Genomic DNA, 23,286 nt, shown 5'->3' with positions numbered 1-23,286 from the left:
TCTCACTTCTCACTCCTCTCCACTCACTCCTCCACTACACGCTCACGCCCTCGCGCGCCGCGATGGTATGCACGTCCTTGTCGCCGCGACCGGAGAGGTTGCACAGCACGATGCCGTCCTTCGGGTATTCGCGTGCCAGCTTGATCGCCTGCGCCACGGCGTGGCTGGATTCCAGCGCCGGCAGGATGCCTTCGGTGCGGCACAGCAGGTGGAAGGCTTCCAGCGCCTCGTCGTCGGTGACGCCCACATACTCGGCGCGGCCGGCGTCTTTCAGGAAGGCGTGCTCGGGACCGACGCCGGGATAGTCGAGGCCGGCGGAGATCGAGTGCGTCTCGGTGATCTGGCCGTCGTCGTCGCACAGCACGTAGGTGCGGTTGCCGTGCAGCACGCCGGGGCGCCCCGCGGCCAGCGAGGCCGCGTGATGACCGGTGGCGATGCCCTCACCCGCCGCCTCGGCGCCCACGATGCGCACGTCGCGGTCGTTGAGGAAGGCGTGGAACAGGCCCATCGCGTTCGAGCCACCACCCACGCAGGCGGTGAGCACGTCGGGCAGGCGCCCGTATTGATCGAGCAATTGCGCGCGCGCCTCGCGGCCCACGATGGCGTTGAAGTCGCGCACCATCAGCGGGTACGGATGCGGGCCGGCCACGGTGCCGATGATGTAGAAGGTGTCGGCCACGTTGGTGACCCAGTCGCGCATCGCTTCGTTCAGCGCATCCTTCAAGGTCTTCGAGCCGGAAGTCACCGGCACCACTTCGGCGCCCAGCAGCTTCATGCGGTAGACGTTGATCTTCTGCCGCTCGATGTCCACCGCCCCCATGTAGACCACGCACTTGAGGCCCAGCCGCGCCGCCACCGTGGCGCTGGCCACGCCGTGCTGGCCCGCGCCGGTCTCGGCGATGATGCGGGTCTTGCCCATGTGCCGTGCCACCAGCGCCTGGCCCACGGTGTTGTTAATCTTGTGCGCACCGGTATGGTTCAGGTCCTCGCGCTTGAGCAGGATGCGCGCGCCGCCCACATGCCGGGTCAGTCGCTCTGCGAAGTAGACCGGGCTGGGCCGGCCCACGTAGTTCGTGAGGTCGCGGTCGAGCTCGGCGACGAAGGCCGGATCCTCGCGCAGGCGCAGGTAGGCCTCGGTCAGCTCGGCCAGCGGCGCCATCAGGGTCTCGGCCACATAGCTGCCACCGAACTGGCCGAAGCGGCCCTGGGCGTCGGGGTAAGCGTGAAAATCCCGGATCTCGGGCATGGCGATCTCATCCAGCAATCGGCAACAGGCTCACACCTTAGCGCCGCCAGGCGCCATGAAAAAGCGAAAAGATCGCCGCGACACTTGAGCTAGACTCACAGCATGTCGGATCGCGACCTGCCCTCGCTGAATGCCCTGCGCGCCTTCGAGGCCGCCGCACGGCTGGGCAGCATGAGCCTCGCCGCGCAGGAACTGCACGTGACCCACGGCGCGGTGAGCCGCCAGGTACGTGCGCTGGAAGAGGCGCTGGGCCAGCCGCTGTTCGTCCGGCAGGGGCGTGGCGTGGCACTCACCGCGATCGGCCAGCAACTGCGTGAGCAGTGCAGCGCTTCGTTCGGGCAGCTGCGCGAGGCATGGCTGCAACTGCGCCATGCACGCGCCACGGCGGCCTTCGTGCTCGGCTGCTCCGGCAGCGTGCTGGCGCGCTGGATGATCCCGCGGCTGGAACGCCTGCGCCACGAGCTGCCCGCGCTGACCCTGCATCTGGCCGTGCAGGAGGAACCGGTCGCCGGGCATCTGGCCGACGTCGATGCCGCGCTGCTGCTGGCCGCGCCGCCTTGGCCCGCGGGCCGGCAGGTGCACGAACTGGCGCCGGAACGCATCGGCCCGGTGCTCAGCCCGCGCTATCCCGGCGCCGAGCGCCTGCGCGAACTGCCCGCCAGCGCGCTGTGCGACGAGCCGCTGCTGCACACCGCCTCGCGCCCGCAGGCCTGGCCGGAGTGGGCGCGCGCGATGGAGCTGCCGCCCGAATCGCTGCAGCAGACCCAGGCCCTGCCCCACCTCTACTTCCTGCTCGAAGCCGCCGCAGCCGGGCTGGGCGTGGCGATCGCGCCGCAACCGCTGGTGGCCGACGACCTCGCCAGCGGCCGCCTGCTCGCACCTTGGGGTTTCCGCGAAACCTCGGCGCGCTGGATATTGGTCTCGGCACGCCACGCCGACGATCTGCGACTCGCCGCGCTGGCCGATTGGCTGCGCAAGGAACTGGCCGAAGCTTGACTCAGCGATCCGGCGACGGCGCGAATTCCCGATCCGTGACATGCACCGCGGCCACGAAGGCGGCGAGCTTCGCCGCATCCTTGATGCCGGGCGCCGACTCCACACCGCTGGCCACGTCCACCGCCCACGGCCGGGCCGCGCGGATCGCCGCGCTCACGTTGCCCGCATGCAGACCGCCGGCGAGGATCACCGGCTGCGCGAGATCGCGCGGCAGCAACGACCAGTCGAAGGCCTTGCCGCTGCCGCCGGCCTCGCCCGCGGTATTGCCATCCAGCAGCAGCGCAACGGCGTGCGGGTAGTCCTGCAGGCGCGGCAAGGCCGCCGCGCCCTCACCCATCGCGATGGCCTTGAGGTAGCGCCGGCCGAATTGCGCGCACCAGTCGTCGGCTTCGCCGCCATGGAACTGCAGCAGGTCCGGCTGCACGGCCGCGATCACGTCCGCGACGAAGGCCGCGTCGTCGTCCATGAACAGCGCCACTGCGTCCACGAAGGGCGGCAGCGCGCGGCGTATGGCCTGCGCCTGCTCCAGCGACACCTGCCGCTTGCTGCGCGCGGTGAACACCAAGCCGATCGCATCGGCACCGAGCCGTGCGGCCAGCAGCGCGTCCTCGACGCGGGTCATGCCGCAGCATTTGATGCGGGTCATGGCTGGCTCACCTCGGCCGGCAGGCCCCAATGCGCCTCGTAGCGCGGCCCGAGAAAGGTGAGCCCGGACGACGGTGCGGTGGGCCCGGCCACTTCGCGATTGCGGCCGGCCAGCAGCTCGCCGACCCACGCGACGGGCCGCTCACCGCGCCCCACCGGCAGCAGCGAGCCCACGATGTTGCGCACCATGTGGTGCAGGAAGGCGTTCGCCTCGATCTCCACGATCACCTGCTCGCCTTCACGCCGCACACTCACCGCCAGCACGCAGCGACGCGGATGCGCGGCCTGGCAGGACACCGCGCGGAACGCGGAGAAATCATGCTCGCCCAGCAGTGCCTGCGCGGCGGCATGCATGCGCGCGGCATCCAGCGGCTGGCGCTCCCAGGTGACATAGCGTGCATCCAGCGCCGCGCGTATCGGCCGGTTGAGGATGGTGTAGCGATAGCACCGGCTGCGCGCGGAAAAGCGCGCGTGGAATTCATCGGCCACCGGCTGCGCCCACAGCACCGCCACGCCGGTCGGCAGGTTGGAGGTGGCACCCAGCAGCCAGCCGCGCATCGCGCGTTCCACCGGCGCATCGAAATGCACCACCTGGCAACGGCCATGCACGCCGGCGTCGGTGCGGCCTGCGCAAGTCACCTCGACCGGCTGCGCGGCGACCTTCGACAGGGCTGCTTCCAGCGCGCCCTGCACCGTGTTCCCATGGCTCAGGCGCTGCCAGCCGAGGAAGTCGGTGCCATCGTATTCGATGCCCAGGGCGATGCGCATGGATCGGAAGAATCGCGGAAAGTGCGCAGCGTAGCAGGGGGGCTTTACTCGTGCGATCGTCCCTGATCGCGAAAGTCAAACGGGCGGCCATCCGTGGCCGCACTCCTCAAAGTTCACTTGCGATCGTCCGTGATCGCGAAAGTCAGACGGGCGGCCGTCCGTGGCCACACTTCTCAAAGTTCACTTGCGATCGTCCGTGATCGCGAAAGTCAAACGGGCGGCCATCCGTGGCCGCACTCCTCAAACCTTGCGATCGTCACTGATCGCGAAAAAATCGCCCGGAGCGATTTTTGACATCGCGCCAGCGATGGCCCGAAGGGAGACCGCCAAGGATGGTGGTCGCAAAATCGAACGGGCCGGCATGGCCGGCCCGTTCGGGGTTCATGCGTACTCGATGTCGCTCAGTGCAGATCGTCGAGCATGCGCTTGGCCACGTCGCGCTGCGTCTGGCTGCCCTCGTGCAGCACCTCTTCGAGCATGGCGCGGGCGCCGTCCGGATCGCCCATGTCGAGGTAGGCGCGCGCCAGGTCGAGCTTGGTGTCCGCCGGGTCGTCGCTGAACTCGCGCGGCTCGATGTCATGTCCGGCCGCCTGCACTTCCGGCTCGTCGAAGTGCCAGTTCGACGCCGTCTCGCGCAACACCGTCGCGTCCTCGTCGGCGGCGTGATGCGTCACGGCCGGCTCGGCACCGTCGGTCCGCTTCGGCGCCGATTCGTGTGCCGGCGTCAGGTCGAAGTTGAAGTTGTACTCGCTCACCTTCACCGGATTGGCGGGCAGCGGCGGCGGGCCGGCCGGCGCGGGCGCCGGAGCCGGCACCGGTGCGGCGACGGGCTCGGCGGCGTACCGGTCGATGTCGAAGCCGTGGTGCGCCTCGACCTCGTCCGCCGACATGCCGCCGTGGCCAGCGAACAGCGGATGGCCGGGCACCAGGTCCTCGCCCATGTGCACCACGTCCTGCCACTCTTCCTGCTGCGGGTCGGTGACGTGGGCATGCATGGCCTCGGCGGCCGCCTCGAAGCGCTCGATGTCGCGGCGGCCGTAATACAGGCTCACCAGTTCCAGGTGCAGGCCGATGTCGTCGGGATGCTCGGCCAGCTGATCGAGCAGCATGTTCTGGTCGACATCGTCGCCACCGTCGGCGGGCGACGCATCGCCGAAGCGATCGGCCAGCGACGGCGCCAGCTTCGGCGACGCGGCCCCGGGCTTCGCCTTGCGGCGGCGACCCAGCAGCGCGCCCAGCAACAGCAGCACGATGACGGCGGCGCCCAGCGCCTGCGCCCACAGCTGGGTATACCAGGGTTCCTCGCTGGCGACCGGTGCCGCCGGCTTGATCGCCGTCGGCTTGATCGGCGTGGTGCTGGCCGGCGTGGCGGCCGGCTTGCTCGCCTCAGGAGCGCTCGACGCGGCCGCCGGAGTTTCCGCCTTGGCGGTCGAGGCCGCTGTCGCAGCCTCGCTGCCGGCAGCAGGGGCCGAGGCGGCGCTGGCCGGCTGTTCCGTCGGCTTCGAAGCGTTCGCGCCGGCCGAGGCGGCGGCCGTCGCTGCGCCCGCCGTGGCCGCATGCGCCGGCTCCGTCGGCTGGCCGGCGGCCTTGCGTGCCGCGGCCAGCTTCTGCTGCAGCTCGGCGATCTCGTTGTCCTTGAGCGCCAGCAGACGTTCGTTCTTGCTGTTGATGTCGCCGAGGTCCTTCAGTCGCGACTTCAGATCCTCGCCCTGCTGCTGCAGGCTGGCCATGGCTTCCTGGTTGCGCAGCAGATCCTGGCGCAGGGCATCGCCCTTGTCCGATCCGGACGCCGTCGGGGCAGCCTTGCCGCCCTGCTTCGCCGGCACCAGGGCCAGGTGGTCGCCGGCGCTGGCCGCGGCCGCCGTGGGCGAGCTGGACGTGGTGGCGCGCGTACCGGCGTCGGCCACGCTCACCGGCGAGCTGCTCACCGTGCCGCTGCGCCAGTCGCCGTTCTGGCGACGCACTTCCGCGGCGGCGGCGGCCACCGCCACCGCTTCGGCGGCGGCCTTGTCGGGAATGCGCAGCACCGCGCCGGCCTTCAGCGCATTGATGTTGTCGCGATAGAACGCGTCGGGATTGGCCTGCTTCAGCGCCAGCAACATCTGGTTGAGGTCGACGCCGGCCGGCGCCGTCTGGTGGGCCACCGCCGACAGGGTCTGGCCACGCTCGACCGGCCCGAAGCGGCCGTTGGCCACCTGTTCGCCCGAACCCGCGTGCGTGGCCGCGCGCGCAACCGGCGCGGCAGCCGCCGGGCGGGCCGCACGTGCGGACGGACGCGATGCGACCTGCGTCGGCGCGGAGCTGCTGCCCGGCGGATCGAGCAGGATGGTGTATTCGCGTACGCTCTTGCCGCTGCCACCGTGGATCTCGATCAGCAGGTCGAGGAAGGGATCGTTGACCGCCGTATCGCTGGTGATGCGGATCACCTTGCGGCCGTTGCCGCCATCGACCACGTCAAAATGCAACGGAATCGTGGGCCGTCCCCCGGCAACCCCCGCGCGTGCGAATTCCTCGCCCGAGGCCAGCTGCACGTTGAGCTGCTGCAACTCGGCCGGCGTGGCCTTCTGCACCGGAATCTCCGCCAGCAGTGGCTGGCCCAGCGCCGACTTGACCTGGATCTGGCCCAGGTCCAGCGCCAGGGCATGGCCGCTGCCAAGGGCCAATGCCACCAGCAACGGCAGTTTCAACGAACGATTCATCACGCGTTCCCCCGAACAAGCCTTGGCGTCAGGTAAGGCCACCACGATGATGGCGCTTCGCCCGGACGAGGCGCCACTTTAGTGAGATGCGGACGGATCAACAATAGCAGGATCGCAGACTTGCGACGTATTGCTGTCGCGCATTCCAGAACCTGCCAAAGGCCCGGAGAACGTTCGGCGCCCCTCCCCCTCAGCGGCCCTTGCCGGCGGCCGCCCCGGACTGCTGTGCCGTCTGCAGCTGTCGCTGCAGTTCGGCGATTTCCGCGTCCCGCTGCTTGAGCCGCTCGGCGGCCGCGCGACTGCCGGACTCCTGTGCGGCGACGTCGCGCTGCAGGCGCTGCACCTCGGCACGCTGCCGGGCCACTGCAGCCGTCTGCTTGCGCACGGCCTTGGAGGCATGGGTGCCGGTGGACTGCTGCGCGCGTGCCCACAGCGGCGTGACCGCCAGCACCCCGGCCAGCGCCAGCCAGTACAGGCCGCGCCTCACAGGTAGTCCTCGATCAGCAGTTCGGCGATCTGCACCGCGTTCAGCGCCGCACCCTTGCGGATGTTGTCCGAGACGATCCACAGATCCAGCCCCCGCTCGTGCGAGATGTCCTCGCGGATGCGGCCCACGAACACCGGGTCCTTGCCGGCCACGTCGCCGACCGGGGTGGGATAGCCGCCGGCCTTGCGCTCGTCCATCACCACCACGCCCTCGGCCTGCTCCAGCAATTCGCGGGCCTGCTCGGCGGTGATCTTGTCGCGGGTCTCGATGTGCACCGCCTCGGAATGGCCGTAGAACACCGGCACGCGCACCGCGGTGGGGTTCACGGCGATGGATTCGTCCTCCAGGATCTTGCGCGTCTCCCACACCATCTTCATCTCTTCCTTGGTGTAGCCGTTGGGCTGGAAGTCGTCGATGTGCGGGATCACGTTGAACGCGATCTGCTTGGGAAACTTCTTCGACTCCACGTCCTGGAAGTTGAGCAGGGCCGCGGTCTGCTTGCCCAGTTCCTCCATGCCCGAGCGGCCCGCGCCGGAGACCGACTGGTAGGTGGCCACGTTGATGCGTTCGATACCGACCGCACGATGGATCGGCGCCAGCGCCACCAGCATGCCCATGGTCGAGCAGTTCGGGTTGGCGATGATGCCGCGGGTGGTGTACTGGGCGATGGCATGCGGATTCACCTCGCTGACCACCAGCGGGATGTCGTCCTGGTAGCGAAACTCGGAAGTGTTGTCGATCACCACCGCGCCGGCCGCCGCCGCACGCGGCGCATGCACCTTGCTCACCGAACCGCCGGCCGAGAAGAACGCGATGTCCACCCCGGCAAAATCGTAGGTATCCAGCAGCTTCACCGTCACCTGTTTGCCGCCGAACGAGATCTGGCTGCCGGCAGTGCGTTCGCTGGCCAGCGGCACCAGTTCGCTGACCGGGAAATCGCGCTCGGCGAGGATGGCGAGCAGGGTCTCGCCCACGGCGCCGGTGGCGCCGACCATCGCAACCTTGTAACTGCTCTTCTTGCTCATCGGGTGCGGCTCTTCTAGGTAAGTTTAGGGTGGGTGGGGAAGGTCACGCCGGCCAAGGCCAGCGCTTCGGGGTTCAGCAGGTTCGGCGGATGTCCCGCGTGCGGGCCGTGGCCGAAAAACGCCAGCACATTGTCCACAGCCACGGTGGTCATCGCGCGACGGGTATCGGTCGTGGCACTGGCGATATGCGGGCTGAGCAGCACGTTGTCGAGCGCGAGCAGGTCCGGATGCACCCGCGGCTCGCCTTCGAACACGTCCAGGCCGGCGGCGGCGAGCCGGCCTTCGCGCAACGCGGCGGCCAGCGCCGCGTCGTCCACGATGCCACCGCGCGCCACGTTCACCAGCACCGCAGCGGGCTTCATCTGCGCCAGCTCGGCGGCGCCGATGGCGTGGCGGGTTTCCGGCGTCAACGGCAGCACCAGCATGAGGCAGTCGGACTCGCACAGCAGGGTGGTCTTGTCCACGAGGCGGGCGTGGCATTCGCGCTCGACGGCCTCGGGCAGGCGCGAGCGGTTGTGATAGAGCACCGGCATGCCGAAACCCTGCGCGCGCCGCGCGATCGCCTGGCCGATGCGACCCATGCCCAGGATGCCCAGCGTGCGACCGCGCACGTCGGTGCCCAGCCAGCCCTTGAATTCGGTGGTGTGCCAATGCCCCGCGCGCAGCCAGCGCTCGGCGGCACCCATGCGCCGCGACGCGCCCAGCAGCAGCGCCCAGGCGTAGTCGGCCACGCTCTCGTTGAGCACGTCGGCGGTGTTGCTGGCCGCGATCCCGGCGGCACCGAGCGCGGCGAGGTCGAGATTGTCATGGCCCACGGCGAGGTTGGCCACGATGCGCAAGCGCTTCGCGCCCGCCAGCTCGGCCGCGCCCACGCGCTCCTTCAGGCCCACGATGGCGGCGTCGCAATCGGCCAGCTTCGCAGCCAGCTCGGCCGGGCCGAACTTCGTCTCCACCGACTCGGCCCTCACCTCGAAATGCGGCTGCAGCCGCGCGATCACGTCATCGAAGGTGGGGCGCGAGACCCATACACGCGGCCGCATCGGCATCCGTCACGCCCCCGCCATGGCGCGCACGGCGGGATAGATCTCGTCGGCCATCCAGTAGTACGCCAAGGCCATCGCGAACAGGGTGCCGAACGTCCACAGCATCCAGCGCCGACGGCGCCAGGCCGCCCGGTACGCCGAGCACTGCATCGGCAAGTCGACCAGGTAGGCCGCGCAGTAACAGGCATTGGCCAGCACCGCCAGCACGACCAGCGCCAGCACCGGTTCAAACGTCAGCGCGGCGCGGAAGTACGGCCAGGCCGCCACGACCCATCCGATAACGACGGCGGCCAACAGCAGGTTGAAGGCGATGCGGCGCCGCTCCCAGTAACGGATCGCGTCGCTGAGGGCGTCCCGCAACGGGGCGTGCTCAAGCTTCGACAATGTCACCATGACCCATCCTCCGGCTGCCTTCAGACGATGCGCGGCTGCACCACGCCCACGTCGCCGCATTGCGCACGGTGGCGCAAAGCATGGTCCAACAGCACCAGCGCCATCATCGACTCGGCGATCGGCGTGGCACGGATGCCGACACAGGGGTCGTGTCGACCCTTGGTGACCACCTCGACCGGCTCGCCGGCCAGGTTCACGCTGTGGCCGGGGATCAGGATGCTGGAGGTGGGCTTCAGCGCGATCGAGGCGACCACCGCCTGCCCCGTGCTGATGCCGCCAAGGATGCCACCGGCATGATTGGACGTAAAGCCGTCCAAACGCATTTCGTCGCGATGCTCGCTGCCATGCTGCGCGACCGCGGCGAAGCCGTCGCCGATCTCCACGCCCTTCACCGCATTGATCGACATCAGCGCGCTGGCGAGGTCGCCGTCCAGCTTGCCGTAGATCGGCTCGCCCCAGCCCGGCGGCACGCCCTCGGCCACCACGGTCACTCGCGCGCCCACCGAATCGCCGGACTTGCGCAAAGCGTCCATGGCCTTTTCCAGCGCCGGCACCTGTTCGGCACAGGGCCAGAAGAACGGGTTGTGCTCGACCGCATCCCAGTCGAAGCCAGCCGGCGCGATGCTGCCCAGCTGCGCCAGGTAGCCACGCACACGCACGCCGTAGCGCTCGGCCAGCCATTTCTTCGCGACCACCGCGGCGGCCACGCGCATGGTGGTTTCGCGCGCCGAGGAGCGTCCGCCGCCGCGCGGGTCGCGGATGCCGTATTTCTGCCAGTAGGTGTAGTCGGCATGGCCGGGGCGGAAGGTCGAGGCGATGTCGCCGTAGTCCTTGCTGCGCTGGTCGGTGTTGCGGATCACGAGCGCGATCGGCGTGCCGGTGGTCTTGCCCTCGTACACCCCGGACAGGATCTCCACCTCGTCCGCCTCGCGTCGCTGCGACGTGTGGCGGCTCTTGCCGGTGGCACGGCGATCGAGGTCGTGGCGGAATTCCTCCGGCGTGATCGCCAGCCCCGGCGGACAGCCATCGATCACGCAGCCGATGGCCGGCCCGTGGCTTTCGCCGAAGGTGGTGACGGTGAAGAGCTTGCCGAAGGAATTGCTGGACACAGGATTTGGACGTCCGCGGGAAACCCCCACAGCTTACCGCGATGCAGCATTTCCTGCGCCCTTGCCGAGCCATTCGCTGGTCAGCAGCCCGAAGACGACATCGTCGACCCACTCGCCATGGAACCGCAGGCTTTCGCGGAAATGGGCTTCCTTGCGCATGCCCATCGCCAGCAGCAGCGCCATGCTTGGTGCGTTGCGCGGATCGACCGACGCATGCACGCGATGAATGCCCAGCTCGCCGAACAGCCAGCCGAACAGCGCATGCAGCGCCTCGCGGGCGTAGCCGTTGCCTTGAGCAGCGGGCGCCAGCGTGATGCCGAATTCGGCTTGTGCATCGGCAAGGCAGAAGCCGACGTCGCCGATCAACACGCCGTCGTCGCTGTGGCGGATCGCGCGTTGGAACCACTGGCCTTGCGCAGGTGCAGTCAGCGCCGACTGGCCGCTGATGAAACGCCCGGCATCGGCCAAGATGGCCGGGCGCCAGCTCTGATAACGACAAACCTCGGGATCGGCGCGATAGCGGAACAAGGCCTCGGCGTCGCCCTCCCGCAGCGCATCCAGTCGCAGCCGCGCCGTTTCGAGTTCCATGGTCTCAGCGGCGCGCGGCCGCGGCGGCACGGATTGCCGCCTTGTGCTCGATCAGGTCGCGTCGCTCCAGCGCGAACACGCCCATCTGCCCTACCTTGAACTCGATCCACACGAACGGCACTTCCGGCAGCAGCGCCGCCAGCGCGTGCTCGCTCTCGCCCACCTCGACAATCAGCAAGCCATCGTCGGTCAGCAGGTCGGCGGCTTCATCGAGGATGCGCAGGCAGATGTCCAGACCATCCTCGCCCGAGGTGAGGCCCAGCTTGGGTTCGTGGGCGTATTCGCCGGGCAGCGCGGTGTACTCGTCCTCGGTGACGTAGGGCGGGTTCGACACGATCAGGTCGTACCTGCGCCCGCGCACGCCCTCGAACAGGTCGGACTTCACCGCCTCGACGCGCGACTCGACGTGCTGGAACACGATGTTCTCGCGCGCCAGCGCCAGCGCCTCGTCGCTGATGTCGACGATGTCCACGCGCCAGTCCGGGTTGTACTCGGCCATCGCGATGCCGATGCAGCCCGAGCCCGTGCACAGGTCCAGCGCGCGCTCCACGTGACGCTCGTCCAGAAACGGCGCGAAGCCCGACTCGATCAGTTCGGCAATCGGCGAGCGCGGTACCAGGGCGCGGCGGTCGCTCTTGAACTTCAGCCCCGCGAACCAGGTTTCGCCGACGAGGTAGGCCACCGGCAGGCGCTCGTTGACGCGGCGCTCGATCAGCGCCAGCACGCTCGTACGCTCCTCGGACGTGAGCCGGCCCGCGCCGTAGGCCGGCGGGATGTCCGGCGGCAGGTGCAGGCTGGCCAGTACCAGGTGGGTGGCCTCGTCGATCGGGTTGTCGTGGCTGTGGCCGAAGGTCAGCCCGGCCGCCGAGAAGCGGCTGGCGCCGTAGCGGATGAAATCGATGATGGTGGCGAGTTCGGCGGTCACGGCGGTTCGATGGCGGCAAGTTGGCCGGCGATTATAAGCCCGCGCCCCGTATACTTCGCCGGATGACTTTCAAGATCCTGCTGCAATACATCCTTCCGCACCGCTTCCTGTCGCGCCTGGTCTACTGGGGCACACGCTGGACCTTCGCGCCGTGGAAGAACTGGCTGATCGGCACCATCGTGCGCAACTACGGCGTGAACATGGCCGAGGCGGCGCAACCGGATCCCTTCGCCTACCAGCACTTCAACGCCTTCTTCACCCGCAAGCTGAAGCCCGGTGCGCGCACGGTCGATGCCGATCCGGCCGCCCTGCTCTCGCCCGCCGATGGCCGCATCAGCCAGGCCGGACGGATCGTCGACGGGCGCATCTTCCAGGCCAAGGGTCAGGACTACAGCGCCGCGGAACTGCTGGGCGACGAGGCTGCCGCCGCACCCTACCGCAACGGCCGCTTCGTCACCGTGTACCTGTCGCCGCGCGACTACCACCGCGTGCACATGCCGCTGGCCGGCACGCTGAAGGAAACCGTGCACGTGCCGGGGCGCATCTTCAGCGTGGCACCGTTCGCGGTGGCGGCGATTCCGCGGCTGTTCGCGCGCAACGAGCGGCTGGTCTGCCATTTCGAGGGCGAACACGGCCCGTTCGTGGTGTTGATGGTGGGCGCGATCCTGGTGTCCTCGGTGGCCACGGTGTGGGACGGGCTGGTGATTCCGCCCTACGCGTCGTCGATCCGGCGCAAGTCCTTCGCTGGCCAGAACGTCACGTTGGCGCGCTTCGCCGAGATGGCACGCTTCAACATGGGCTCCACCGTGATCGTGCTGCTGCCCGAAGGCGTGACCGAGCTGGATGCGCTCGAACCGCAGCAGGCCGTGCAGGTGGGCCAGCGACTGGGGCAACTCGCGCGCACAAACTGACGCGACACGTCATTTTGTGACGCATTGGGCGCCTCATGTGCCAGCCGCCCACTATCCTCCCGCCATTGCCGCACCTGTCGCGGTGTCAGGGGACGAGGATTCCATGCAGCTGCTCAGCCCGGCCATCGCCTTCCTCCGTGCACACCAGCTCACCCGCCAGTTGCGCGAGATCGAGCGCAGCGTGCGTGCCCTGCCCCAGCGCAGCCGCGCCCAGTTGAGCGTGCTCACCCTGCGCGAAATCGGCCAGGCTTCGCGCAGCGAATACCCGCACCTGTACGGCACCTCGCCGGAGGCGCGCTACCTGCCTTGGGGTCAGGGCACCGGCGCCGGCTACGAGCGGGCACGTTCGGACAATCCCGAGGTGGCGCTGCGCGGCATCGCGCTGTGGCTGGCCGTGGCCTACCACGAGACCAAGCACTCGCCACAGGATCGCCTGCAGCTGCAGCACCTGGCGGTGCTGCGGCTGCTGAACGAGCTGAAGCGCCTGCATCGCCCGGCCGACCCGGTCAAGGAGTGGATGCGCGTCGGCGCCACCGCCTGAGCGTCAGTCGCCGGACGGCGGCTCAGCGGCACTCCGGCACCTTCAACTCCTGCCCCACCGAGATATGGTGGTGGCGCAGGTGGTTCATCTCGGCAAGCTCCTGCACGCTGGAGCAGCGCAGCTGGCGCACGATGCCGACCAGGGTGTCGCCGTGGCGCACCTTGTAGCGACGAATCTTCGCAGGGCTGGGCGGTGGCGGCGGCGGAGCGGCCACCACCGGCGCGGCCGCGTTGTGCAGGTCGGCGGCGAGGATCGGCCACGGCCCGTCCACGCAGCGCGAGGCGTAGGAATGCTCCAGCAGCTTCGGCACCTGCAGCACCGCGCCGGCCGGCTGCTCCTGCTGCGGGTCCAGCCGCGGGTTGAGGTTGCGCAAGGTACGGAACCAGCCCTCCTCCATGCCGCCCGCCGAACCGAGGCACACGGTGAGCTCGTCGAGCGAGGCGGCTCGCTTCAGCGTGATGCTGCCGGGTACGCCGTCGATCTTCGGGAAGCGCAGGTTGTAGCTGTCCGGATGCAGGAACAGCCACGCCGCCGCCAGTACCGAGGGCACGTAGTCGCGGGTCTCCTGCGACAACTGGCCGTAGATGCGCGGGTCGTAGAAGCTCACCGAGGTATCCGGCCCCACCAGCCGCTTCATGCGCCCTTCGCCGCCGTTGTAGGCCGCCAGCGTCAGCTCCAGGTTGTCGTTGAACACCTTGAGCTGCTCGTTCATGTACTCGGCGTTGGCGCGCGCCGAGGCGGCCGGATCGAAGCGCAGGTCGAAGCCGTTGTAGTTGGTGAGGCCGAAACGCATGCCGGTGGCGTACATGAACTGCAGCGGGCCGGCCGCGCCGGAGCGCGACACCGCATGCACCTTGCCGCCGGACTCCTTGGCCATGATGCCGAACAGCAGCGCCTCGGGCAGGTCGGCGTTCTTGTACTGCGGCCACATCTCGCTGCGCAGGTACTGGTAGTTGATCCAGGCATCGATCAGGTTCGGCCGCCACTGGGTCAGCCACATCTGCAAGGCGGCCTTCACCGCGCCGTTCATCGCGATCAGCTCGGACAGCTTCTGGCCGTGCAACAGGGTCACGCTGCGCTGCGCCTCGGGCAGGGCCGCTGCGCCGCGCTGGTCCAGCGCCATGCCGGTCTGCGGTTCGTCGTCGGGACTCTCGTCGCCGATGAAGCTGCCGTCCTTGAGACGCAACATGCGATCGTAGGCGGAGAAGAAGCGTTGCGGGTCGCAACCGGCGGTGCTGCCGCACTGGACCGAGGCGCTCTTCAGCGTGTCCAGCGCCTGGCCCAGCGTCTGCTGTCCTGCCGCGTCGTTGCCGGCGCGGATCTGCTGCAGCGCGGCCTGGTAACCCTGGGTGGCCTGGTCGAGCCGGATGTACAGCGCAGCCACCGTCGCCGGCGGCTTGCTGCCGCCCGTGCCTGCACAGGCGGCCAGCAAGCCGAAGGCCGCCGCCAGCGGCGCCAGGCGCAGGGATCGAACGACACGAACAGACCGCATGAGCAAAACCATCCGACGAAAAGCGGACACCATAGCCCGCGGCACCGACGGACTCAATGAACCGATCTTCGGCAACGGCTGGCTACAATCGGATTCGACCGCAACGAAGGGACTCCCATGACCGACATCCTGATCGGCCGCAATGACCAAGCCAGCGTCGTGCTCGAACCGCGCTACGGCAACCGCCACGGCATGATTGCCGGCGCCACCGGCACCGGCAAATCCGTCTCGCTGATGGTGCTGGCCGAAGGCTTCTCGAAGCTGGGCGTGCCCTGCTTCCTTGCCGACGCCAAGGGCGACCTCGCCGGCCTGGCGATGGCCGCGGGCGAGCCGGGCGACAGGCTCAAGGCGCGGCTTGCCAAGCTGCAGCTCGCCGACTGGAAGCCACAGGCCAACCCGGTGATCTTCTGGGATCTCTACGGCAAACTGGGCCACCCGGTGCGCGCCACCGTGAGCGAGATGGGTCCCGCCCTGCTCGGCCGCGTGCTGGAGTTGAACGACACCCAGCAGGGCGTGCTGGAGATCGTGTTCAAGCTGGCCGACGACAACGGCTGGCTGCTGCTGGACCTGGACGACCTGCGCGCCCTGCTCGCCTTCGCGGCGGACAACAGCAAGGACATCTCCGCCCACTACGGCCTGATCGGCAAGACCAGCCTCGCCGCCGTGCAGCGCGCCCTGCTGCAGCTGGAGCAGGATGGCGCCAACGCCTTCTTCGGCGAGCCCGCGCTGGAACTGGCCGACCTGATGCGCCAGGACATGAGCGGCCGCGGTGTCATCAACATCCTCGCCGCCGATCAGCTGATCCTGAAGCCCCGGCTCTACTCCACCTTCCTGCTGTGGCTGCTGTCCGAGCTGTTCGAGCAGTTGCCCGAAGTGGGCGACCTCGACCAGCCGAAACTGGTGTTCTTCTTCGACGAGGCGCACCTGCTGTTCGACGACGCGCCGCCGGCGCTGCTGCAGCGCGTGGAGCAGGTGGTGCGGCTGATCCGCTCCAAGGGCGTGGGCGTGTACTTCTGCTCGCAGAACCCCGACGACGTGCCCGCGAACATCCTGGGCCAGCTCGGCAACCGCGTGCAGCACGCGCTGCGCGCGTTCACCCCGCGCGACCAGAAGGCGGTGAAGGCCGCGGCGCAGACCTTCGCGCCGAACCCGAAACTCGACGTCACCGCGGCGATCGGCCAGCTCGGCGTGGGCGAGGCGCTGGCCTCCACCCTGCGCGACGGCGGCGTACCTTCGCCGGTGGAGCAGGTGCTGGTGACCGCGCCGTGCTGCCGCATCGGCGCGATCGCCGACGCCGAACGCGCCACCGTGCGCCAGCGCTCGCCGGTGGGCGGCAAGTACGACACGCCGGTGAACCGCGAGTCCGCCGCCGAGATCCTCGCCAAGCGCGCGGAAGACAAGGCCGCCGATGCGAACGCCGTCGCCGCCGGAACGCCGGCGAAAGACGGCAACGGCGGCTCGGCCTGGAGCGGCGCCGTGCACGACGCACTGTTCGGCACCAAGCGCCGGCAAGGCATGATCGAGACCATGGGCAAACAAGTGGTGCGCACCATGGGCAACCAGCTCGGCCGGCAGATCCTGCGCGGCGTGCTGGGCGGCATCTTCGGCGGCAAGCGCTGAGTGAGAGTCAGCTCCATGCCGCGCATCGAAACCGTCGCCGCCGACACGCCGTTCGGCGAACGCCTCGTCGCCGGCTTCGGCTATCCGCTGCGCGGTGCCGGGCTGGCCACCTGCACCGCGCTGACGCTGGCGCACTACGCGGGCTTCCTGCCCGCCGTCGGCACGCTGGCCAGCCTGCTGGTGTGGGCTGCCACCTGGCGCTATGCCGCCGACTGCCTGCTGCACACCGCCCACGGCTACGCCGACCCGCCGGACGTGGGCAGCGAGGGCAACGGCGCCAGCGGCTGGGGGCTCACCGCGATCCACCTGCTGCTGGTGGCGCTGTGCGTGCTGGCGGTGGTGTTCTTTCCGCGCGCGTTGTGGCCGGTGCTGGTGGTGGCCGCGCTGGCGCTGCCGGCGGTGGACATGTCGCTGGCCTTCGACGGCAACCTGGCGCTGGCGCTCAACCCGCTGAACTGGATACGCGTGGTCAACACGTTCGGCCCGGTCTACCTGGTGCCCGTGGCGATCAATCTGCTGCTCGGCCTGTTGATCGTGCTGGCCTCGCTCGGCTCGCACCTGCTGCCGCGCTTCCTCGCGCTGCCGCTGTTCGCCTTCGCCTGCACGTACCTGATCGTGCTGGCCTTCCACCTGATGGGCGCGCTGATCCACCTGCATCACGAGCGCCTCGGCCTGGTGCCCGAGGCGCCGCAACTGGCAAAGGCCTTGGGCCAGGACGAGGACAGCCGCCTCGTCGACGAGGCGCGCGCGCAGGCCGCGGACGCCCCCGTCGCCGCGCTGCATCGCCTCGCCGAACGCCTGCGCCAGCACAACGCGCCGGCGCCGGTGCACCAGCTCTACCGCGAACTGCTGCGCCGCCAGGGTCTGCGCGACGACCTGCTGGTGCATGGCCAGATCTGGATCGCCGCGCTGATCGCGCAGAACGAAGCGCGCCGCGCACTGGGCGTGCTGCAGGAATGCTGCACCATCGACCCCGCCTTCGTGCCCGACGATCCGCGCATCTGCGGCGAACTCGCCGACCTCGCCGCGCGCCTGGGCATGGAACGCCTCGCCATCCACCTCGGCCGCGGTTACCTCGCGCACTGGCCGCGCGAAGCGCAAGCGCCGCACTACGGCCTGCTGGTCGCACGCCTGCTGGCCACGCAGCCCGAGCGACGTGCCGAAGCGATCGTCCTGCTGCAGAAACTCGCCGCCGCCTGGCCCGACCACCCGCAACGCGACGACATCGCCGCCCTGCAGCACCAACTGGCGGGTGGCATGTGAGCGAACCAAGAGGTTCTCTTGTTCTGTCGTCATTCCCGCGCAAGCGGGAATCCAGGTTGCTTTCCCGATGGATGCCCGCTTGCGCGGGCATGACGTCCATGCAGGGGAGGCGGCTCTTTTCCAGGCTCGCGGCGGCCATCGCCCTCGCCGGCATGCTCGCCTTCCTCGCCACCGGCCTCGCGGCACAGTGCCTGCGACCCGAGCTCGACTGGACGCGGGTGCCGAACAGCTACTACCTGATCGGCCCGTGGGGCGGGATGGTGCGCGCCGGCTACGACGCGATGGCGCTCGCCCTGGCGCTGCTCGGCGCAAGCGCGTATCGCACGCTGTCGCCCGCGGCGCGCAGTGCGGCACCGCTGCTGCTGTTCGTGGCGGGCGGCATCGCGCTGGCCGTCACCGCGCTCGCCCACACCGACACCTGGAGCCGGCCGCCCACCTTGCACGGCTACGTGCATGGCGTGGCGGCCCAGGCCGCCTTCCTGTGCACCACCACCGCGATGCTGCTGCAAGCTTGGCGGCTTCGCGGCGATGCGCGTTGGCGACGCTGGTTCCGGTCGGCCTTCGCCTGGGCCGCGCTGTGCTTCGTGTTGCTGTGGGTGCAGGCGTTCTGGCGCGCGCTGCCGCGCGGACTCAGCCAGAAGGTGTTAATCCTGCTGATCCTGGCCTGGCTGCTCGCCGCCGCGTGGCGGCTGCTGCGCGGCCCCGGCCGCGACGAGGCCAGCCCATGAGCCGCTGGCGCCCGCCCGCTCCCCGCTCCACCGCGATCATCACCCGCGCCGGCTTCGAGAAGCTCAAGGCCGAGCTGGACCACCTGTGGCACACGCTGCGCCCCGAAGTGGTGAAGGCACTCGCCGCCGCGGCCGCCGAGGGCGACCGTTCAGAAAACGCTGAATACACCTACCGCAAGAAGCAGCTCGGCGAGATCGACCGCCGCGTACGTTACCTGAGCAAGCGCATCCCCGCGCTCAAGGTGGCCGAAGGCACGCCCTCGGATCGCGAGGCGGTGTTCTTCGGCGCCATCATCGTGCTGGAGGACCTCACCAACGGCGAGGAAGTCCGCTACCGCATCGTCGGCCCTGACGAGACCGACGCGAAGCTGGGCTGGATCAGCATCGACTCGCCCATGGCTCGCGCGATGCTGAAGAAGCGCCTCGACGACGAGTTCGAGGCGGAGCTGCCGGGCGGGCGCACGAGGTTCCTGATCGTGGAAGTGCGCTACCAGGCGTGAGCCGCGCAAGCGATGCATCCACGCAGCGGAAAGTCGATCCGCGGGTCGGGTGTGAGTCGGGATTCATCCCGACCCGCGCGCTCCGGGCATGCATCGTCGGGATGAATCCCGACCTACGGCGTGCCGCACGATACGATGATCCGACGCTCACTCGAGTGACGCCTATCCACGCCGCAAGCCCTCAACCCGCCTGCCGCGCCAGCGCTTCCGCCAGCGCCAGATATTCCTTTTCGTTCTGCAGTCCCGTGATGAAACGCGCGGGTATCGCCTCCAACCCGCCGATGGCGCCGCACAGCGCACCGGTGAGCATGGCGCGCGCCTGGTTCTGCCCGCCCGCGTTCACCGCGTTGAGCACGCCTAGCTCCACGTCGCCCTGGAAGCGCGCCGCGAGGTAGTAGGCCGCGGGAAACTGGTGGTACACCGCGCACGGCAGGCCGTAGACCAGGCCCACCTTCGACGCTGGCTCGATGGCGACGCCGGGATCGTGCGCCGCCCGCGCGATGGACGACACCGTGAGCAAGGCGTCGGGCGAGGCGAACTGCCCTGCCTGCAAGGGCGCCTCCGCGCCTTGCGGCACGTCCAGCTCGCCGCTGGTCACGGTGTGGAACGGCAGCTCGCCGGACTTCACCATGCCCATCAGCCGGCCGGACAAGTCCCCGTCCAGCGCCACCCCGTTCACCAGCTGCCCCAGCACCGCGGCGAACGCCAGCGTCATCGCGCCCACCGTGGGATCGCGCTGGGTGAGCGCCACGTTGCTGCTCACATGTTTCGCCAATCGCGCCGGCTCACCCGCGTAGCGCAGCGCGATCGCCAGCACCCGCTCCGCCGCCTCGGTGTTGTCCGCCAGTCCCGCCACCTGCCCCCACGGCAGGCCGGCATGGCGCTTGCGCCACGCCTCGCGGATCGACTGGCTGGTGTAGCCACCCGGCCCCGCCATAGGCGTGCCGTCCAGCAGCGGGAACAGTTCGCGGTCCATCCGCGCACAAAAGTCCGCCTCGTCATAGCCGCCGCGCTCCACCAGCGAGCGCGTCGTCAGCGCAAGGATGAAGCCCGCCTGCGACGAGGCGCCCGCCGACAGGCCTTCGTGATAGCGCCCCGGCTTCGGCGCCGTGTAGTCGCTGATCCAGTCGCCGTAATCGCGCCGCAGCGCATCGAGGTCGTAGTACCAGTGCGGGCCCAGGGCCAGCGCGTCGCCGATGAAGGCACCCAGCAGGGCGCCCTGGATGCGGCTTTTCTTCGAAACGGGGGATGGGGTCTGTGGCATGTCGGCGAGCCTGCAGTGCGGAACCGCAGGACATCGTACGCTCGGCCCCCGCACTCCCCAAGGGAAGGTGGGAGTCAAGCCCATGCCGACTCAGGCAGGTGAGTCGAGTGGCGCTGGCCGTGTCCTCCACTCCTGCAGGGTGACGGAGGTGCCGGCACGGATCGTGTTGTGGACCTCGGCGACCTTGTCGGTCATGGCAAGCAGTTCCTCGATCCGGTCCTGCGACGCGTCAGATTTGATCCGGGCCGAGTAGTGGATGTTTTCGGCGCTCAGGCCGATCCCGGGAAAATCCGCGCTGACCGCGACCTCGACTTCATCCAGGACAATCCCGAGATGCCCGGCCTCGCGAAACAGGTCATTGCAGTAGCAGGTGGCCAGGGCTGCCAGCAGCAATTCGCCGCCGTTGACGCTCGAACCGCGGCCGCCGGATCTTGGTGGAATCGGGAGATCCCTGGAAGAGTCGTCTGTAGCGACCGCCACGGCGTGACCGAGAGGGCTGTTGCGGACGAAGGCGCGTATCTTCATGGACTTCCCCCGAGAACCGTATCTGCAGGCTGACGCCTGATGGCACGCAACGCACCGGTCGGCGCGCCGGGCGATGCTCTCACCCGCCGGCCCGGTTCGCCAGCGTCAAGGCGGCCGTGTAGATGCGCCCTGCGCGCACCGGCCGGAAACACGCCGCCTCACGACAAAACGCCTCCCTTTCGTTGCCCGGATGCCAGCCGGGCAAGCCGGCCAGGGGCAAGGGCCGCAACTCCAGCGGATCGCACAACACCTCACCTGCGCTGATCGCTCGCACACAGACGTCGATGGCTGCCACTGGCGATGCGTCGGAGCCAGCCACTACCAACGCCTTTCCCACCAGCAATTGCGCCGGCGTCAGCGCATGTTCCAGCAGCGCATGGCCGAACAACTCCACCCGGATACGGCCATCCAGCCACGCCGCGCGCTCGCGCCAGAACAGGCCATGCCAGTCGTGGGCATCCCACAGCACGAGCAGCGCAGGATCGCGCAGCGCGACCACCACGCCGGCTTCGTCGAAGTGGGTGAGCGCGTATTGGGCGCGGGAGCGTTGCTTCGGTCCCATGTGCGCGATCTCGGCCACTTGCCGCGCGTTGAGCGCACGCTTCAAGGCGGGATGACGCAGCCAGGCCAGGGCGTTGAACAGGTCGTGCCAGCTGTTTTCGCGGGTGGCGATGTCGCCGCGTTCGGCGATGCGCTGTTCGTAGTGCAGGCCGTCGGCGAGCAACTCGCGGGTTTGTGCCACGAAGCGCTCGCGCATGCCAGCAGGCCGACGCGCGTTGAGGATTTCGATGGATGGCCAGTCGTGGCCCTCGATCAGGTCGGCATACTCGCGCCACGCGGCGAACGGCATCCGCTGGAATACCTGCGGGTCGACCGCGGCGCGGGGCGGCGCCAAGTAGCGGGTTTTCTTCATGCGCTCCTCCCTGTGCGCAACCATCCGCCGATGGCCGTGACGTTCATGGCGAGACTCGCGATCAACTGCCCTTCGACTTCGGCCCTGCGGGCCTACGCTCAGGATGAACGGTGAGGGGCTGGCTGAGTTTTGTCGGTAATCAGATCGTCAGAAAAGACTATCCCTGATCGCACTGTCAAATGAGCTTGAGCTCCGGATACGCGAGGCGGGCGTGCAGGTCGTGCTCGCTGGCGCCTTCCACCACCACGTCGACGAACTGGCCCGGCTTGAGGCCCTGCCCGTCGGCGATCAGCACGCTGCCGTCGATCTCCGGCGCGTCGGCGGCGGAACGCGCCACGGCGCCGTCGGCGTTCGCTTCGTCCACCAGCACCTTGATGGTGCGCCCGATCTTGCGTTGCAGCTTGGCGGCGGAGATTTCCGCCTGCACGGCCATGAACTGTTCGAGGCGGTCTTCCTTGAGTTCCTCGGAGACGGCGCCGGGCAGCTCGTTGGCCTTGGCACCGTCCACCGGCGAGTAGGCGAAGGCGCCCACGCGGTCGAGTTCGGCTTCGCGCAGGAAGTCCAGCAGTTCCTCGAACTCCGCATCCGTCTCGCCGGGGAAGCCCACGATGAAGGTGCTGCGGATGGTGAGATCGGGCACCATCTTGCGCCAGTTCTGGATGCGTTCCAGCGTCTTGTCGATGTTGCCGGGACGCTTCATCAATTTCAGGATGCGCGGGCTGGCGTGCTGGAACGGGATGTCCAAGTACGGCAGCAGCCTGCCCGCGGCCATCAGCGGCATCACCTCGTCCACGTGCGGGTACGGGTAGACGTAGTGCAGGCGCGTCCACGCGCCGAGCTCGGACAGGCCTTCGCACAGCTCGGTCATGCGCGTGCGCCAGGCCTTGCCGCGCCAGCTGCGCTCGGCATATTTGAGATCCACGCCGTAGGCACTGGTGTCCTGCGAGATCACCAGCAGTTCCTTCACGCCGCCCTTGACCAGCTTCTCGGCTTCCAGCAGCACCTCATCCACCGGGCGCGAAACCAGGTTGCCGCGCATCGACGGGATGATGCAGAAGCTGCAGCGGTGGTTGCAGCCTTCGGAAATCTTCAGGTACGCGTAGTGCTTCGGGGTGAGCTTCACTCCCACCGAGTCGTCACCTCGGGCGTCAAGACGCCCGAGCGGCCCGATGTCGAGAAACTTGTTGCGCTTGGGCGGCAGCGCCTCGTGCACCGCGTGCATCACGCTGGCGTAGTCCTGCGGGCCGCTGATCGAAAGCACGTCGGGGTAGGCCTCGCGGATCAGCTCCGCGCGCTTGCCGAGGCAGCCGGTGACGATCACCTTGCCGTTCTCGTTGAGCGCGGTGCCGATGGAGTCCAGCGACTCCTGCACCGCCGCGTCGATGAAGCCGCAGGTGTTCACCACCACCGCGTCGGCCTCGCCGTAGCTGGGCACGATCTCGTAGCCCTCGACCTTGAGCTGGGTGAGGATGCGCTCGGAATCCACCAGCGCCTTGGGGCAGCCGAGGCTGACGAAACCGATCTTCTGCGTGGCCTGCGACATGCGGCGGCAACCGTTGGGCGTGGGAAAACAATGAATTATACGGGGATCGTCTGTGTGACGTG

At 68.9% G+C, this 23,286-nt stretch carries 25 protein-coding genes; 8 read left to right on the top strand and 17 right to left on the bottom strand.

Annotated features, from left to right (window positions below):
* Positions 1-34 precede the first annotated feature (34 nt).
* Entirely contained in the window at positions 35-1,246 is a 1,212-nt protein-coding gene (gene trpB, locus AB7878_RS16325; protein ID WP_369495378.1) for a tryptophan synthase subunit beta, read from the bottom strand.
* A 102-nt stretch (positions 1,247-1,348) separates the two neighbouring features.
* Between trpB and AB7878_RS16320 the strand changes: the two genes are divergently transcribed.
* Positions 1,349-2,242 (top strand): LysR family transcriptional regulator, encoded by an 894-nt coding sequence (locus tag AB7878_RS16320; RefSeq protein WP_369495377.1) that lies wholly within the window; start codon positions 1,349-1,351, stop codon positions 2,240-2,242.
* A 1-nt stretch (position 2,243) separates the two neighbouring features.
* Here AB7878_RS16320 and AB7878_RS16315 read toward each other — a convergent pair whose 3' ends face one another.
* The 11 genes from AB7878_RS16315 to prmB all read right to left on the bottom strand — a co-directional run bounded on the left by AB7878_RS16315 (position 2,244) and on the right by prmB (position 11,924).
* Positions 2,244-2,888, bottom strand: a complete 645-nt coding sequence (locus AB7878_RS16315) for a phosphoribosylanthranilate isomerase (protein ID WP_369495376.1) — start codon at positions 2,886-2,888, stop codon at positions 2,244-2,246.
* Positions 2,885-3,655 (bottom strand): tRNA pseudouridine(38-40) synthase TruA, encoded by a 771-nt coding sequence (gene truA, locus AB7878_RS16310; protein ID WP_369495374.1) that lies wholly within the window; start codon positions 3,653-3,655, stop codon positions 2,885-2,887. Before truA ends, AB7878_RS16315 begins: the two co-directional genes overlap by 4 nt.
* A gap of 256 nt (positions 3,656-3,911) precedes the next feature.
* Positions 3,912-4,040, bottom strand: a complete 129-nt coding sequence (locus AB7878_RS16305) for a hypothetical protein (RefSeq protein ID WP_369495373.1) — start codon at positions 4,038-4,040, stop codon at positions 3,912-3,914.
* 16 nt (positions 4,041-4,056) lie between these two features.
* On the bottom strand, positions 4,057-6,354 hold the full coding sequence (locus AB7878_RS16300; protein WP_369495372.1) for a motility hub landmark protein FimV: 2,298 nt from the start codon (positions 6,352-6,354) through the stop codon (positions 4,057-4,059).
* 190 nt (positions 6,355-6,544) lie between these two features.
* Entirely contained in the window at positions 6,545-6,841 is a 297-nt protein-coding gene (locus AB7878_RS16295; RefSeq protein WP_369495371.1) for a hypothetical protein, read from the bottom strand.
* Positions 6,838-7,866, bottom strand: coding sequence for an aspartate-semialdehyde dehydrogenase (locus AB7878_RS16290; protein ID WP_369495370.1), 1,029 nt, complete (start codon positions 7,864-7,866; stop codon positions 6,838-6,840). The genes AB7878_RS16295 and AB7878_RS16290 overlap by 4 nt, the downstream gene beginning before the upstream one ends.
* A 14-nt stretch (positions 7,867-7,880) precedes the next feature.
* Positions 7,881-8,912, bottom strand: a complete 1,032-nt coding sequence (locus tag AB7878_RS16285) for a 2-hydroxyacid dehydrogenase (protein WP_369495369.1) — start codon at positions 8,910-8,912, stop codon at positions 7,881-7,883.
* 3 nt (positions 8,913-8,915) lie between these two features.
* Positions 8,916-9,302 (bottom strand): hypothetical protein, encoded by a 387-nt coding sequence (locus AB7878_RS16280; RefSeq protein WP_369495368.1) that lies wholly within the window; start codon positions 9,300-9,302, stop codon positions 8,916-8,918.
* Between the two features lie 20 nt (positions 9,303-9,322).
* Entirely contained in the window at positions 9,323-10,411 is a 1,089-nt protein-coding gene (gene aroC, locus AB7878_RS16275; protein ID WP_369495367.1) for a chorismate synthase, read from the bottom strand.
* A gap of 33 nt (positions 10,412-10,444) precedes the next feature.
* Positions 10,445-10,999 (bottom strand): GNAT family N-acetyltransferase, encoded by a 555-nt coding sequence (locus AB7878_RS16270; protein WP_369495366.1) that lies wholly within the window; start codon positions 10,997-10,999, stop codon positions 10,445-10,447.
* A 4-nt stretch (positions 11,000-11,003) separates the two neighbouring features.
* Positions 11,004-11,924, bottom strand: coding sequence for a 50S ribosomal protein L3 N(5)-glutamine methyltransferase (gene prmB / locus AB7878_RS16265; RefSeq protein ID WP_369495365.1), 921 nt, complete (start codon positions 11,922-11,924; stop codon positions 11,004-11,006).
* 62 nt (positions 11,925-11,986) lie between these two features.
* On the opposite strand from prmB, the gene asd reads away from it, so the two are divergent.
* Both asd and AB7878_RS16255 read left to right on the top strand, forming a co-directional pair.
* Positions 11,987-12,835 carry an archaetidylserine decarboxylase gene (gene asd / locus AB7878_RS16260; RefSeq protein WP_369495364.1) on the top strand — a complete coding sequence of 283 codons (849 nt, stop codon included), beginning with the start codon at positions 11,987-11,989 and terminating at the stop codon, positions 12,833-12,835.
* Positions 12,836-12,938: 103 nt separating this feature from the next.
* A complete protein-coding gene (locus AB7878_RS16255; RefSeq protein WP_369495363.1) occupies positions 12,939-13,376 on the top strand; it encodes a hypothetical protein in 438 nt (145 codons plus the stop codon).
* A gap of 22 nt (positions 13,377-13,398) precedes the next feature.
* On the opposite strand, the gene AB7878_RS16250 is transcribed toward AB7878_RS16255, so the two are convergent.
* Complete coding sequence (locus AB7878_RS16250; RefSeq protein ID WP_369495362.1) at positions 13,399-14,868, bottom strand: transglycosylase SLT domain-containing protein; 1,470 nt, start codon at positions 14,866-14,868, stop codon at positions 13,399-13,401.
* On the opposite strand from AB7878_RS16250, the gene AB7878_RS16245 reads away from it, so the two are divergent.
* From AB7878_RS16245 to greB, 5 genes are all read left to right on the top strand, one after another.
* Complete coding sequence (locus AB7878_RS16245) at positions 14,867-14,989, top strand: hypothetical protein (protein WP_369495361.1); 123 nt, start codon at positions 14,867-14,869, stop codon at positions 14,987-14,989. The genes AB7878_RS16250 and AB7878_RS16245 overlap by 2 nt on opposite strands.
* Positions 14,986-16,488 (top strand): helicase HerA-like domain-containing protein, encoded by a 1,503-nt coding sequence (locus AB7878_RS16240; RefSeq protein ID WP_369495360.1) that lies wholly within the window; start codon positions 14,986-14,988, stop codon positions 16,486-16,488. The genes AB7878_RS16245 and AB7878_RS16240 overlap by 4 nt, the downstream gene beginning before the upstream one ends.
* A 15-nt stretch (positions 16,489-16,503) precedes the next feature.
* On the top strand, positions 16,504-17,751 hold the full coding sequence (locus AB7878_RS16235) for a tetratricopeptide repeat protein (protein WP_369495359.1): 1,248 nt from the start codon (positions 16,504-16,506) through the stop codon (positions 17,749-17,751).
* A gap of 89 nt (positions 17,752-17,840) precedes the next feature.
* Positions 17,841-18,479, top strand: coding sequence for a DUF998 domain-containing protein (locus AB7878_RS16230; protein ID WP_369495358.1), 639 nt, complete (start codon positions 17,841-17,843; stop codon positions 18,477-18,479).
* The gene (gene greB, locus AB7878_RS16225; RefSeq protein ID WP_369495357.1) at positions 18,476-18,979 is read left to right on the top strand and encodes a transcription elongation factor GreB; all 504 of its coding nucleotides are present in this window, start codon (positions 18,476-18,478) and stop codon (positions 18,977-18,979) included. Before AB7878_RS16230 ends, greB begins: the two co-directional genes overlap by 4 nt.
* Before the next feature lie 181 nt (positions 18,980-19,160).
* Here the strand turns inward: greB and AB7878_RS16220 are convergent, their stop codons facing one another.
* From AB7878_RS16220 to rimO, 4 genes are all read right to left on the bottom strand, one after another.
* Positions 19,161-20,243 (bottom strand): ADP-ribosylglycohydrolase family protein, encoded by a 1,083-nt coding sequence (locus AB7878_RS16220; protein ID WP_369495356.1) that lies wholly within the window; start codon positions 20,241-20,243, stop codon positions 19,161-19,163.
* 90 nt (positions 20,244-20,333) lie between these two features.
* Positions 20,334-20,768 (bottom strand): OsmC family protein, encoded by a 435-nt coding sequence (locus AB7878_RS16215; RefSeq protein ID WP_369495355.1) that lies wholly within the window; start codon positions 20,766-20,768, stop codon positions 20,334-20,336.
* A gap of 79 nt (positions 20,769-20,847) precedes the next feature.
* A complete protein-coding gene (locus tag AB7878_RS16210) occupies positions 20,848-21,681 on the bottom strand; it encodes a DUF3025 domain-containing protein (protein ID WP_369495354.1) in 834 nt (277 codons plus the stop codon).
* Positions 21,682-21,856: 175 nt separating this feature from the next.
* Positions 21,857-23,224, bottom strand: a complete 1,368-nt coding sequence (gene rimO, locus AB7878_RS16205; protein ID WP_369495353.1) for a 30S ribosomal protein S12 methylthiotransferase RimO — start codon at positions 23,222-23,224, stop codon at positions 21,857-21,859.
* Positions 23,225-23,286: the final 62 nt, after the last annotated feature.

Source organism: Rhodanobacter humi (assembly GCF_041107455.1).
GTDB lineage: Bacteria > Pseudomonadota > Gammaproteobacteria > Xanthomonadales > Rhodanobacteraceae > Rhodanobacter_A.
Note: the sequence above shows the minus strand (reverse complement) of the source record. Positions and strands in the feature narration are given on the sequence as shown.